At 68.1% G+C, this 12,627-nt stretch carries 14 protein-coding genes; 3 read left to right on the top strand and 11 right to left on the bottom strand.

Going from position 1 to position 12,627, the window contains the following annotated elements; genetic code table 11:
- Positions 1-2: 2 nt before the first annotated feature.
- The 5 genes from rplB to rpsJ are packed head-to-tail and all read right to left on the bottom strand — an operon-like array spanning position 3 to position 2,867.
- Positions 3-839 carry a 50S ribosomal protein L2 gene (rplB, locus tag GVY39_RS09495; RefSeq protein WP_043687244.1) on the bottom strand — a complete coding sequence of 279 codons (837 nt, stop codon included), beginning with the start codon at positions 837-839 and terminating at the stop codon, positions 3-5.
- A gap of 33 nt (positions 840-872) precedes the next feature.
- Entirely contained in the window at positions 873-1,178 is a 306-nt protein-coding gene (gene rplW, locus GVY39_RS09490) for a 50S ribosomal protein L23 (RefSeq protein WP_011207266.1), read from the bottom strand.
- Positions 1,175-1,885 carry a 50S ribosomal protein L4 gene (gene rplD, locus GVY39_RS09485; RefSeq protein ID WP_159922726.1) on the bottom strand — a complete coding sequence of 237 codons (711 nt, stop codon included), beginning with the start codon at positions 1,883-1,885 and terminating at the stop codon, positions 1,175-1,177. The genes rplW and rplD overlap by 4 nt, the downstream gene beginning before the upstream one ends.
- Positions 1,882-2,547, bottom strand: coding sequence for a 50S ribosomal protein L3 (gene rplC / locus GVY39_RS09480; protein ID WP_043687243.1), 666 nt, complete (start codon positions 2,545-2,547; stop codon positions 1,882-1,884). The genes rplD and rplC overlap by 4 nt, the downstream gene beginning before the upstream one ends.
- A gap of 14 nt (positions 2,548-2,561) precedes the next feature.
- Positions 2,562-2,867, bottom strand: coding sequence for a 30S ribosomal protein S10 (rpsJ, locus tag GVY39_RS09475; protein WP_003938093.1), 306 nt, complete (start codon positions 2,865-2,867; stop codon positions 2,562-2,564).
- 540 nt (positions 2,868-3,407) lie between these two features.
- On the opposite strand from rpsJ, the gene GVY39_RS09470 reads away from it, so the two are divergent.
- Positions 3,408-3,884 carry a hotdog fold domain-containing protein gene (locus GVY39_RS09470; RefSeq protein WP_159922724.1) on the top strand — a complete coding sequence of 159 codons (477 nt, stop codon included), beginning with the start codon at positions 3,408-3,410 and terminating at the stop codon, positions 3,882-3,884.
- A 30-nt stretch (positions 3,885-3,914) separates the two neighbouring features.
- Here GVY39_RS09470 and GVY39_RS09465 read toward each other — a convergent pair whose 3' ends face one another.
- Genes GVY39_RS09465 through GVY39_RS09455 form a run of 3 tightly spaced genes read right to left on the bottom strand, consistent with a single transcriptional unit; the run spans position 3,915 to position 6,580 of the window.
- Positions 3,915-4,574 carry an ATP-binding cassette domain-containing protein gene (locus GVY39_RS09465; RefSeq protein ID WP_159922722.1) on the bottom strand — a complete coding sequence of 220 codons (660 nt, stop codon included), beginning with the start codon at positions 4,572-4,574 and terminating at the stop codon, positions 3,915-3,917.
- Between the two features lie 48 nt (positions 4,575-4,622).
- Positions 4,623-5,558 (bottom strand): triacylglycerol lipase, encoded by a 936-nt coding sequence (locus tag GVY39_RS09460; RefSeq protein WP_236565367.1) that lies wholly within the window; start codon positions 5,556-5,558, stop codon positions 4,623-4,625.
- 17 nt (positions 5,559-5,575) lie between these two features.
- Positions 5,576-6,580 carry an alpha/beta hydrolase family protein gene (locus GVY39_RS09455; protein WP_159922716.1) on the bottom strand — a complete coding sequence of 335 codons (1,005 nt, stop codon included), beginning with the start codon at positions 6,578-6,580 and terminating at the stop codon, positions 5,576-5,578.
- A 234-nt stretch (positions 6,581-6,814) separates the two neighbouring features.
- Between GVY39_RS09455 and GVY39_RS09450 the strand changes: the two genes are divergently transcribed.
- Entirely contained in the window at positions 6,815-8,011 is a 1,197-nt protein-coding gene (locus tag GVY39_RS09450; protein WP_159922714.1) for a lycopene cyclase family protein, read from the top strand.
- Between the two features lie 40 nt (positions 8,012-8,051).
- Here GVY39_RS09450 and GVY39_RS09445 read toward each other — a convergent pair whose 3' ends face one another.
- From GVY39_RS09445 to GVY39_RS09435, 3 genes are read right to left on the bottom strand one after another with little or no spacing between them, the layout of a single operon-like run.
- Entirely contained in the window at positions 8,052-8,930 is an 879-nt protein-coding gene (locus GVY39_RS09445; RefSeq protein WP_159922712.1) for an ABC transporter permease, read from the bottom strand.
- Entirely contained in the window at positions 8,927-9,751 is an 825-nt protein-coding gene (locus tag GVY39_RS09440) for an ABC transporter permease (protein ID WP_159922710.1), read from the bottom strand. The genes GVY39_RS09445 and GVY39_RS09440 overlap by 4 nt, the downstream gene beginning before the upstream one ends.
- Complete coding sequence (locus tag GVY39_RS09435; protein ID WP_159922708.1) at positions 9,748-10,731, bottom strand: ATP-binding cassette domain-containing protein; 984 nt, start codon at positions 10,729-10,731, stop codon at positions 9,748-9,750. Before GVY39_RS09435 ends, GVY39_RS09440 begins: the two co-directional genes overlap by 4 nt.
- 362 nt (positions 10,732-11,093) lie before the next feature.
- On the opposite strand from GVY39_RS09435, the gene GVY39_RS09430 reads away from it, so the two are divergent.
- Positions 11,094-12,620 (top strand): aldehyde dehydrogenase family protein, encoded by a 1,527-nt coding sequence (locus tag GVY39_RS09430; protein ID WP_159922844.1) that lies wholly within the window; start codon positions 11,094-11,096, stop codon positions 12,618-12,620.
- Positions 12,621-12,627 lie beyond the last annotated feature (7 nt).

Here is a 12,627-nt window from a genome sequence, read left to right as displayed (position 1 = left end):
CTTCAGCGCTTCTTGCCGGTCTTGCGGCGGCGGACGATGAGCTTGTCGCTCGGACGGTTGGGCTTGCGGGTGCGGCCTTCCGGCTGACCCCACGGCGAGACCGGGTGGCGACCACCGGAAGTCTTGCCCTCACCACCACCATGCGGGTGGTCGACCGGGTTCATGACGACACCACGGACGGTGGGGCGGCGGCCCTTCCAGCGCATGCGGCCGGCCTTACCCCAGTTGATGTTCGACTGCTCGGCGTTGCCGACCTCGCCGACGGTGGCGCGGCAGCGCACGTCGACGCGACGGATCTCGCCGGAGGGCATACGCAGGGTGGCGTAGGGGCCTTCCTTACCGAGCAGCTGGATGCTCATGCCCGCCGAACGGGCCAGCTTGGCGCCGCCGCCCGGACGCAGCTCCACCGCGTGGATGGTGGTACCGGTCGGGATGTTGCGCAGCGGCAGGTTGTTGCCCGGCTTGATGTCGGCCGTGGGGCCGGACTCGATGCGGGTGCCCTGCGTCACGCCCTTGGGGGCGATGATGTAGCGCTTCTCGCCGTCCACGAAGTGCAGCAGCGCGATGTTCGCGGTCCGGTTCGGGTCGTACTCGATGTGGGCGACCTTGGCCGGGATGCCGTCCTTGTCCAGGCGACGGAAGTCGATCAGCCGGTAGGCGCGCTTGTGACCGCCACCGCGGTGGCGGGTGGTGATCCGGCCGTGCGCGTTGCGGCCGCCGGACTTGGTCAGCGGGCGCAGCAGCGACTTCTCCGGTTCCGACCGGGTGATCTCGGCGAAGTCCGAGACGCTGGCGCCACGACGGCCCGGCGTTGTCGGCTTGTACTTACGGATTGCCATGAGTTCTTCTCTGCTTTCTGGATTCCCGGGCGCTTAGGCGACCGGGCCTCCGAAGATCTCGATGGGCTTGCTGTCGGCCGAGATGGTCACGAGCGCGCGCTTGGTGTTCTTGCGCTTGCCGTAACCGAAGCGGGTCCGCTTGCGCTTGCCCTGACGGTTGGCGGTGTTGACGCTGGTCACCTTCACACCGAAGACCTTCTCCACGGCGATCTTGATCTGCGTCTTGTTCGAGTCCGGGTGCACCAGGAAGGTGTAGGTGCCTTCCTCGATCAGTCCGTAGGACTTCTCGGAGATGACCGGCGCCAGCAGAATGTCGCGGGGGTCGGCGATGGTGGTCACTTGCTCTCCTCCTGTGCAATCGCCGCGTTGTCCTGCGCGGACTCCGCGGGGCCGTGCACGAACGCGTTGAGCGCCTCGACGCTGAACACCACGTCGTCGCTGTTGAGCACGTCGTAGGTGTTGAGCTGGTCGGGAGCGATCGGGTGCACGTTCTGCAGGTTCGCCACGCTCTTCCACGCGGCGAGGTCCTCGCGGCCGACGACGACCAGGAACTTCTTGCGGTCCGACAGCTCGGCCAGGAAGCTCTTCGCGGTCTTGGTGGACGGGGTCTGGCCGGCCACCAGTTCGGTGATCACGTGGATGCGCTCGTTGCGAGCCCGGTCGGACAGGGCGCCACGCAGGGCGGCGGCCTTCATCTTCTTGGGCAGGCGCTGGGTGTAGTCGCGCGGCTGGGGGCCGTGCACGGTGCCACCGCCGGCGAACTGGGGCGCGCGGGTCGAACCCTGACGGGCGCGACCGGTGCCCTTCTGCCGGTACGGCTTCTTGCCGCCGCCGCGCACCTGACCACGGGTCTTGGTCGCGTGCGTGCCCTGGCGGGCCGCGGCCTGCTGGGCCACGACGACCTGGTGCATCAGCGCGAGGTTGGCGGTCACGTCGAAGATCTCCGCGGGGAGATCGACGGTGCCGTTGGTCTTGCCACCGATCTCCTTGACCGGCAGCGTGAGATTTGCAGACTTCTTCTCTGTGTTCACAGCAGAGCTCGTCATGCGTGCGCACCACCCTTCACGGCGCTCTTGACGATCACGACGCCGCCCTTGCGACCCGGGATCGCTCCCTTGATCAGCAGCAGGCCGTTCTCGGCGTCGACCTTGTGCACCGAGAGGTTCTGCGTGGTGACCCGGTCGTTACCCATCCGGCCCGACATGCGCATGCCCTTGAACACGCGGCCGGGGGTGGCGCAGCCACCGATCGAACCCGGGCGGCGGTGCACGGCCTGCGCACCGTGCGAGGCACCCTGACCACGGAAGCCGTGGCGCTTCATGGTGCCCGCGAAGCCCTTGCCCTTGCTGGTGCCGGTGACGTCGACGTAGCTGCCCTCTTCGAAGACGTCGGCGCTGATCTCCTGGCCGACCTCGAAGGTGGAGGCGTCCGCGACGCGGATCTCGACGACGTGGCGGCGCGGGGTGACGCCCGCCTTGGCGAACTGGCCGGAGACCGGCTTGTTCACCTTGCGCGGGTCGATGGCGCCGAAAGCGACCTGGACGGCGCTGTAGCCGTCGCGCTCCACGGTGCGGATCTGGGTGACGACGTTCGGCCCCGCCTTGATGACGGTGACCGGAACCACGCGGTTCTTGTCGTCGAAGACCTGGGTCATGCCGAGCTTGGTGCCCAGGATGCCCGCGGCCGGCCTGTTCTTGTTGTCAGTCATGTCTCGAGTCCCCGTCACTGAATGTTGACGTCGACGCTGGCCGGCAGGTCGATGCGCATGAGCGCGTCCACCGTCTTCGGCGTCGGGTCGAGGATGTCGATGAGGCGCTTGTGCGTACGCATCTCGAAGTGCTCGCGCGAGTCCTTGTACTTGTGCGGCGAACGGATGACGCAGTACACGTTCTTCTCGGTCGGCAACGGCACCGGGCCGACGACGCGTGCCCCGGTGCGGGTCACCGTCTCCACGATCTTGCGCGCCGATGCGTCGATCGCCTCGTGGTCATAGGCCTTGAGCCTGATGCGGATCTTTTGTCCCGCCACGCTAAGTGTCCTTTTCTCCGCTTTCCTTCGTGGCCCGGAAGCCGGCTGTGCCGACCTTCTGGACCACCCTCATTTGCACAGCCCGAACACACGAAGACGTCCCAGCCCGATCGGTCGAGCCCGGAGGAGGCAGCCTGCGATTCACGCAGGGCCCTCGGTCGAGCCAGATCCGACACAGTGGAGACCACGACCGGGCACGCCCGATCCTCGCCGCTGTTCATCTGTCATGGTTCTCCGGCACACGCGGTCGGGCGTGTCGCTCTCCCGCTTATTCCTCGGCCTCGGATCGCAAAGCATCTCAGGCCTGGAACGCTGTCCCGGACGTACCCACACCGGAAACCCGGTGAGGTACACGATGGGGTACTGCTCGCCCCGCCCGACCACCCGTTTCACGAGGAAACAGACATGGCCCGGTGCAGGGCAACCCGAACAGTATGCACGACGCCGTCGAGCCACTTCAAATCGGTGGGGTGACAGCGGGGTCGCACCCGAACCCCATCGTCGGCGCACACGCAACTTACTTTTGAGTAATATACGCGCATGACGAAAGAGACCGTGACCTATCGCGGCTGGAAGAAGCTGCCGGACAACCGGCTGGGGCATGCGCTGTTTTCGCTCGGGATGGTGGCCAGGGTGCCGTACTTCGGCACCGTGCTGCCGAATGTGGTGCGGCTCGAGCCGGGGTTGTGCGAGGTGACTTCACCGAAGTGGTTCGGCATCCACAACCATCTGGGCACCTTCCACGCCATCGCGGCGTGCAATCTGGCCGAGGTCGCGATGGGCATGCTGAGTGAGGCGACGGTGCCCGCCACTCATCGGTGGATCCCCAAGGCGATGAACGTGCAATACCTGGCCAAGGCCGAGACCGGTCTGCGGGCGGTCGCGAAGCTGCCCGAAATTCCCGATTTCGCGACCGTCACCGAGGGCCTCGAACTGGTGGTGCCGGTGTCGATCTACGACAAGCACGGCCTGGAGGTGGTGCACGCCGATATCACCACCTGGGTCACCCCGAAGTAGTCGCGGTCGCCCGGGAGTCGGTGCTCGGCCTCACAGCCCACGGCTGCCGACGACTCGACCGTGATCGAGGTGCACGGATTCCTGCGCGCATCCGGCGAGCCCATCCGTCGCGAGGGCCGAGACGACAATGGTCATGTTCTGCCTCGCGAAGTCTCGCAACAATTCGGAGAGGTAGCCGCGACCCTCGTCATCCAAGTCCGCCATGGGGTTGTCCAGCACGAGCACGGCGGGGTCGGAGACGAGCGCTCTGGCCAGGCTCAACCACTTCTTCGTACTCCGCGAAAGATGCAGAACGGGTTCGGCGGAATATTTCCGCAAACGCGCGAGATCCAATGCCCGCTCGACGAGTTCGGCGGATCGGCTCCCGTTGTGTCCTGCGATGCTCGCCGAATAATGGAGCACCTCCGCGATGGACCACGTCTCGCTGCTCTCGTAGACGTCGGGCACCCAGCCGACCTGGGAGCGGACCACCCATGGTTCGACAGCCGGATCCGTCTGCCCCACACGGATATACCCTTTGTGAGGTCGCAATTGGCCCGCGAGCATCAACAGCAGAGTCGTCTTCCCCGCGCCGTTCGGACCGACTACGGCGGTGACTCGCCCCGCAGGGGCCTGGAACGTCACATCATCGACCACGGCGACTCCCGCGAATTCACGGCGCAGCCCGCTACAAGTAATGCCGAGACCCACCGAGGTTCTCCGTTTCGTCTCCAATGATCTTGTCCGGCTGCGGTGCGATCAGCAGGGCAGCGCCCGCAGATCTCCGGCGAGCGCCGAGACAACGGCGGCGGCGGCGCGCGGGTCCTCGAGCATGCCGCTGTGATCGGCGGTGTTGCCGGGGCATCCGTCCTGGAGCCAGAAATTGCGGTCGGTGGCGGACGGAGCGGTGAGCAGGGCGGTGTCCTGCGGCGTGATCACCAGGTCGGCGCGGGAGGCGATGGCCGTGTACCGCGGACCGGGCACGGTCTCGCCTCCCGCGTTCAGCCGGTTCAGCAGCGGTGACCCGACCACCTGCTGCTGTCCCGGAGCTCCGAAGACCTGGGCCGCGATCTGCGCTTTGCCCAGACCGAGTGCGGCCAGGTCCGGGTAGCCCGCGCGCAACCCGTCCCAGGTCGTGCCGCGATACGGCGTGCCGAGCGTCACCACCTGCGACACCGCGCCGGCGCCGCCGTCCCGCAGGTACTGCCGGATCACGGTGCCGCCGGTGGAGTGGCCGACCAGCGCAACCCGGCTCGCACCGGTCGTTTCCCGCACGGACCGCACCACTTCGGCGAGTTCGCCCGCCATCCGCTCGATGTCGGCCACCCCGTACAGCACTCGCCCCGCCAGGGCGGCGCCGATCGGGCCGATACCGGTCGAACTGGACCCGGACTGCCCACTCACCGCGTCGATGACGCCCGGCGGGGCACCGAGATTCGCGGCGAACACGCAATGGCCCTCGGCGCGCACGGCGGGGGCGAGCACGGAGAAGCTGCGGCCGATATCGGTACCCGAACCGTGGACCAGCACAACCGGTTCCGGTCGTGCCCGGGTGGGACGGCAGGACCAGTCGTTGGCGCCGTCGAGCGCCGGAGTCGGTGGGGCGGCGGTCGCGCCGGGCGTGTGCAAGAGCGCCGCACAGGCCGCGGCCATCAGCAGGCCCGCGACTCGCGCGGCACGGAAGACAACAGGCATCTCGAATTCCTGACCGATCAGATTCCCAATGGAGCGGCGAGTGTCGGCCACGAGTCCTTCAGCGCGTCCTCCCAATAACCCCACGAATGGGTTCCTTCGGGCCGGAAGTTGTATCGCGCGGGGATGCCGAGGCTGTCCAACCGGGCTTTCATGTTGTGTGAGCAATAATTGGTGGCCGCTTCGATGACCCCGCCCACCACGAGTTGATTCGCGAAACCCCACGGGCCGTTCAGGGAGTATTTGCCGCCGTACTGGTCGTAGACGCCGGGGAGGCCATTCCCACTGGCGATGTAGACGGACTTCCCACGCAGACCTTCCGCGTGCACGTACGGGTCGTTGGCCTTCCACTGCGGGTCGTCCGCGGGCCCCCACATGTTGTCGAGTTCGGCCAGACCCCATTCCTCGACGGTGAGCCGGACGAACTCGCGGCCGATCGGATCACTGGTCTGCGCGCAACCGCTGTAGGCGGCGACACTGGAGAACAGGTCGCCGGTGGTCGCGGCGAGCGCGAGCGTCGTCGTCGCCGACATGGAGAAACCCGCGACGCCATTGCGCCCGCTGGTACCGAGATAGGTGTCGATCAGCGGCGGCAGTTCGCTGCTCAGAAAGGTCTTCCACTTCTGGCGCCCGAGTCTGGGATCGTCCTTCTGCCAGTCCGCGTAGTAACTGAACATCCCGCCGATCGGCGTGACCGCGTGGACGTTCTTGTCCGCGAGGAACTGCATCGCGTCGGTCTTCGTGGCCCACGTCGAGCCGTCGATGCCACCGGCCGCGCCGAGCAGCAGGTACAGCACCGGACGCGGCACGCTGGTATCCGCGGCGCGCTGCACTTCGACCGGAATATCGAGATCCATGGCGGCGGAACGCACCGTCAAGGTCACGTTGCGCGCGTCGTGCTCCCGCACGGAGACGATGGAAGACTCCGTGGGCGCCGCATGTGCCCGCACCGACACGACCGCCGATGCGGTGGCGGCAACGATCGCCGCCGACAGCACCAGCCGGCGGAGGTGGCTTCCTCTCATGACTCCCCTTATCCCGAATCCCGGAACGCCTCGCGTTCCGAGCTCAGGCTATGGTGCGGCCCAACCCATTTCACGACTGAAGTTGCTGGGCCACTGATTCTGGGGGCACGCGCGAACACGGAATTCTCGCCGTATCGCGTTTCGTCTGATTTCGATTTCGCGAGACCCGAATTCCTTGGGCTCGCACGCTGCGAATAGTTGCGCGTACATCGGCGGAGCGGATTGAATGCCTCTATGGGTGTCAGCGCGGGCCGGGAAGTCGATGTGTGCGTGGTCGGGCTCGGCCCCACCGGTCGGGCGCTCGCTCACCGCGCGATGCGCGCCGGGCTGTCGGTGACCGCGATCGACCCGCGCCCCGACCGGCTGTGGCCGCCCACGTTCTCCTGCTGGGTGGACGAGCTGCCGCAGTGGCTGCCGTCCACCGCCATCGCGACCACCATCCCGATGCCCACGGTCTGGACGAAAACCGAACACCGGATCGACCGGCCCTACTGTGTGCTGTCCAAACCCGGCCTGCGCGCGGCCCTGCCGCTCGACGACGCCACCGTCGTAGCGGGCCGCGCCGTCCGGGTGGACGCGCGAGAAGTCGAACTCACCGACGGCACGGTGCACCGGGCGGCGGCGGTGTTCGACACCCGCGGGCTGCCGTCACTCGGACGCCGCAGGGCGGCGAGCGCGCACGGCATCTTCGTCGACGCCGAGACGGCGGCGCCGATGATCGTCGAAGGCTCGGGCTTGCTACTTGACTGGCGACCGGAGAACGGCGCAGGCCCGGACGAGCCGCCGTCGTTCCTCTACGCGGTGCCCCTCGGCGACGGCACGGTGATCTTCGAAGAGACCAGCCTGGGCCTGCGGGGCGGCATGCCGCAGCACGAACTGCGCAAGCGCACCCTCCACCGCCTCGCCGCGCACGGCATCCGGCTCACCGGCGACGAGTCGAGCGAGGCGGCGCACTATCCACTCGACCAGCCGCCGCCCCGAAAGGGTACGGCGCGCGCGATCCCGTTCGGTTCGCGCGGCGGCATGATGCACCCGTGCACGGGGTACAGCGTCGCCGACTCGCTGGCGCTGGTCGACACCGCGCTCACCGCGCTGCGGCAGGGCCGCGACCCGGTCGCCGACTTGTGGCCGCCGCGGGCGCGCCTGGTGTATTGGATGCGGATGCGCGGCCTCTACGGACTCGGCAGGCTCACCACCGCGCAGTCCATCGCCATGTTCGACGCGTTCTTCAGCGCCTCACCCCGCGGCCAGCGCGCCCTGCTGTCCGCGCACGACGACTACACCGCCCTGGGCGCCGTGCTGTGGAATACCGTGGCGCACACCTGGCCGTTCCGGTGGCGCTACGACTTGGTCGGCTGGACCAACCGGGACCGCTGGCTGGACTACGACTTCGCGCCATCGCGCGAATCGGCCGGACGCCAGGTCCGGTGACCAGGGCCTGCGGACGGCCCTGGCCGCGACGGCGCGGTGGCTAGGGGCCGGTCTCCGCGGCCCGCCGGTATCCCCTGACCGCGGGGTAGGCGCAGACCACGATCATGCCGATCGTCCAGGCGAGCGTCTTGATCAGCGGCTCGGCCACCGGACCGCCGTAGGACAATCCGCGCATCGCATCGATCGCGCAGCTCATCGGCTGATTCGCCACCACGTCCTGCAACCAGACCGGATAGGCGAATACCGGAACGAAACCGGAGTTGAAGAACATCAGCAGGGTGTTGACGATGCCGATGATGTTCACCAGCATCACGCCCTCGGAGATGGTGGCCAGCGCGGTGACCAGCACGGCGAACGCGACGCCGAACAGGACCGGGATGCCGATCAACGCCAGCGCCGCGAGCGGGCCCTGACCGAACCGGAATCCGAGCAGCAGCCCCACCGCCACGACGAACAACGTGGTCACCAGGACACGGACCGCCTCCGCGAGCAGCCGGCCGGTGAACCCGGCCGCGCGATGCACCGGCATGGTCCAGAACCGGCCCAGCAGTCCGGTCATCTTCTCGGTCTTGAAGCCGAGCGCGCTCACCACCGCACCGGACATCGCGGCGACCAACGTCAACAGCGGGACGGTGCCGTACACGGCGGGCATACCGGTGGCACCGGAGACCGAGTTGTTCAGGACGATGTAGAACATCAACAAGGTCAGCGCCGGATACACAAGCGTCTGGATGGTCGTCGCCGGATCCCGCGCCCAGATCAGCAGCAGCCTCTTGCACTGGATCAGGCTCTGCACCGCCCAGGTGACCAGCGAACCTTCCGGCCTCGCCCGGACGACCGGCAGGGGTTCGCTCGCGCGCGCCCGCTCTTCGTCCGCCCGCGGGGAGGTGCGCTCCACGGTTGATTCCACCGAACTCATGACCGCCTCACACTCGCCCAGATCGCCACCGGGATGAACACCACCGACAGCCCGATCAACCACAGCAGCGGCACCCACAGCACTTGCCAGGTCACGCCGTCGGCCGTCATGTCGCGCAGGGCGAAGGAGAACTGCGAGATCGGCTGGTTGCGCACGAACGGACGAATCCATTCCGGGAAGCTGCGTTCGGGCACGAACCCGCAGGAGAGCATGCCGAAGATCAGTGTCGGCAGCGTCAGCGCCTGACTCAGCGACTCCGGGCTCTTGGTCAGGCTGCCGAGCGCGTCGGCGCCGATCGCGAGCACCGTGCCGACGGCGAGGGAGAACAGGCAGAACAGCACGGCTTGACCGAAGCCCGCGACGAAGCGGAAGCCGATCAGGTGGCCGAACGCCACCGCCGCGGCGAGGGAGGTGATCGAGCGGACCAGCCCGGCGCAGATGCGTGAGGTGAACGGCACCAGCGCCCCGATCGGCATCGTCTGCAAGCGGGTGCTCAGGCCGGTCAGCGCCTCGAACGCGGCCAGCTGCGCGTTCGACATCATCGTGAAGGCCATGGTCTGCAACACGATGATCGGCATGACGTACTGGGCGTAGTCGATGCCCTGGAACTTCATCACGTAGCGCAGCGGCAGGTAGAAGCCGAGCGTGAAGACCAGCGGCGTGACCATCGCAACGATCAGCTCGCCCTTGGTCGCCATGGTGCGGATGATGCGGCCGGTCAGCGCGCGCCACTGCGCGAACGACGACAACCGTGCCACGGGCAGCTCGGCGAACAGCGTCGCCTCGGCGTGGGTGTGCTCCGGGGCGGTCGCAGCGGTCACGCGTGCCCGCCCGAGTGGCCGGTGATGGACAGGAACACGTCGTCCAGCGAGGGGCGGCGCAGCGCGATGTCGGCCAGGTCGACACCGGCGCTGTCGAGTCTGCGCAGTGCCTCGGTCAGCGTGGCGGCGCCCTCCGGCGCCGGGATGGAAAGCCGGTCGCCGCCGTTCATGTCGGCCAACACCGCGGACGGCACCAGGTCGCCGAGCGCGTACGCGGCGGTGCGCAGTTTCTTCGGATCCAGCGGAACGACCTCGCAGTAGCTGCCGCCGGTCTTCTCCTTGAGCTCGTCCGCGGTGCCCTCGGCGATCACCGTGCCCTTGTCGATCACGATGATGTTGTCGCTGAGCACGTCGGCTTCCTCCAGGTACTGCGTGGTGAGCAGCACCGTGATGCCCTGCGTCTTGAGCGCGGTCACCAGATCCCAGACGCCCTGGCGACTACGCGGGTCCAGGCCGGTGGTCGGCTCGTCGAGGAACACCACCTCGGGACGCACCACCAGACCGCAGGCGATGTCGACGCGGCGGCGCATGCCGCCCGAGTAGTGGCGCACGGCGCGGCGGCCCGCGCTGACCAGATCGAATTCCTCCAGCAGCGTGTCGGCGCGCTTGCGTGCCGCGGACTTCGCCAAGCCCATCAGCCTGCCGAACAGCTCCAGGTTCTCGCGGCCGGAGAGGTTTTCGTCCAGCGCCGCGTACTGACCGGTCATCATGATCGATCGGCGCACGCCCGCCGGGTCCTGCACCACGTCGTGGCCCGCGACGACGGCGGTGCCGGAATCGGGGCGCAGCAGGGTGGAGAGGACCTTCACCATCGTTGTCTTGCCCGCGCCGTTTGGCCCGAGGATGCCGAGGACGGAGGCGCGGTCGGCGACGAAGCTGACGCCCCGCAGTGCATGCACGTCGCCGAACGACTTGCGGACGTCCGCTACCCGGACCGCTGGCTCACCCGCATGCGAATCTGCTTGATTGGAACTCGGCATCAACTCTCCACTATCGGCCGGTACGGCGACCAGGTCGCCCGAGCGCAGCGCACGCTCGGATTGGTGATCCGTCGCGCTCGGCGTGATGTTACCGGCCCGATCGAACCGGCTTTCGCTTCGCGCACGGTAGGCGCACCGGCATGCACCCTGTGTGTCCTTACTCACATTTCCCCCGGTCCATGCGCCGAGCAAGGGATCGACGCTGGTGAGCGCGATCCGGCACGGGCGAGAGCGGGCGGCCGAGCCTTGTCGGCCCACTGCGCCAGACCATAGTCTGCTTCGCGGGGGACCACACTCACTCGTCCGCGGCTGCGCTCCGCTCAGCGGTCCGCACGCCGTTTCCGACACTGCGAGAGGTGATCATGGCCGAGTCCGCGCAGCCACGGTTGGCGGCGCGTCCGGGAGGAACGGGCCGAACGAACGTGCTGACGTCCTACGATCCGCGCACCGGCGAGGTCGTCGGCAACTACGCCGTGATGAGCGCCGGCGAACTCGATCGCGCGGTCCGCGCGGCCCGCTCCGCCGAAAAATGGTGGGCGGAGCTGGGATTCAGCAGCCGTAAACGGTGGTTGCTGGACTGGAAACGCGAGATCGCCCGGCGCTCGGGCGAATTGGTGTCCCTGCTGTGCGAGGAGACCGGGAAACCGCAAGCGGACGCCGCGATCGAGGTGATGCTCGCGGTGGAGGACCTGGACTGGGCCGCGCGCAACGCCGGCCGCGCGCTGGACCGACGGCGCATCGGTTCCAACTGGCTCAGCCGCAATCAGCGCGCCTCGGTCGGCTACCTGCCGCTGGGGGTCGTCGGAGTGCTCGGGCCGTGGAACAACCCGGTGTTCACCCCGATGGGCTCGATCGCGTACGCGATGGCGGCGGGCAACGCCGTGGTGTTCAAGCCGCACGAGCTGACCACCGGCGTCGGAGTGTGGCTGGCCGACAGCTGGGCCCGGCTCGCGCCGAACCAACCGGTGTTGCAGGTGGTCACGGGAGACCAGACCACCGGAACCGCGCTGTGCCGGGCGAAGGTCGACAAGATCGCTTACGCCGGTTCCGAGGCGGGCGCGCGCGAGGTGATCTCGGTGTGCGCGCAGACCATGACGCCGGTCGTCGTGGAGCGCAGCGGCAAGGGCAGCATGGTCGTGCACGTCGACGCCAAGCTGGACGACGCCGCCGAGGCCGCCGTGTTCGGCGCGATGGCCAACGCCGGACAGAACGCCACCGGCATCCAGCGCGCGTACGTCGCCCAGTCGGTGTACGACCGCTTTCTCGACCTGGTCGTGGAGCAGGCCCGCAGGCTGCGGCCGGGCGCCGACCGGAAAGCGTCCTACGGGCCGATGATCATGGAGTCGCAGGTCGACGTGGTGCGCAGGCAGGTACGCGACGCGGTGGCCCGCGGCGGCCGCGCGGTGGTCGGCGGGCTGGACTCGATCCGCGAGCCCTACATCGAGCCGATCGTGCTGGCCGAGGTGCCGGAGGAGAGCATCGCGATCACCGGTGAGGGCATCGGCCCGGTGCTCATCGTGAACAAGGTGGCGAGCATGGACGAAGCCGCCGAGCGGATCAACGCGGTCGGCACCGACGTCGCGGTATCGGTGTTCACCAGGGACGTGCACGAGATCGAGGCGTTCGCCGAACAACTGCGAGTCGGCGTGGTGACGATCAACTCCTCGACCGCCTACGCGGGCATTCCCGCGCTGCCCTTCGGCGGTGTGGGCGAATACGGCCAGGGCCACAGCCACGGCGACCAGGGGCTACGCGAGTTCAGCAGGACTTTGGCCATCACGCGCAAGCGGTACCAGGCGCCGGTGAACCTCTCCACGTTCGATCGGCACCCGCGCCACCTCCGCGTGGCCAGGACGATCTTCCGGATCCGGCACGGCCGCCGCCCCTGACCGGCGC

It is taken from the genome of Nocardia sp. CY15, from assembly GCF_009829295.1.
GTDB lineage: Bacteria > Actinomycetota > Actinomycetes > Mycobacteriales > Mycobacteriaceae > Nocardia > Nocardia sputi.
Note: the sequence above shows the minus strand (reverse complement) of the source record. Positions and strands in the feature narration are given on the sequence as shown.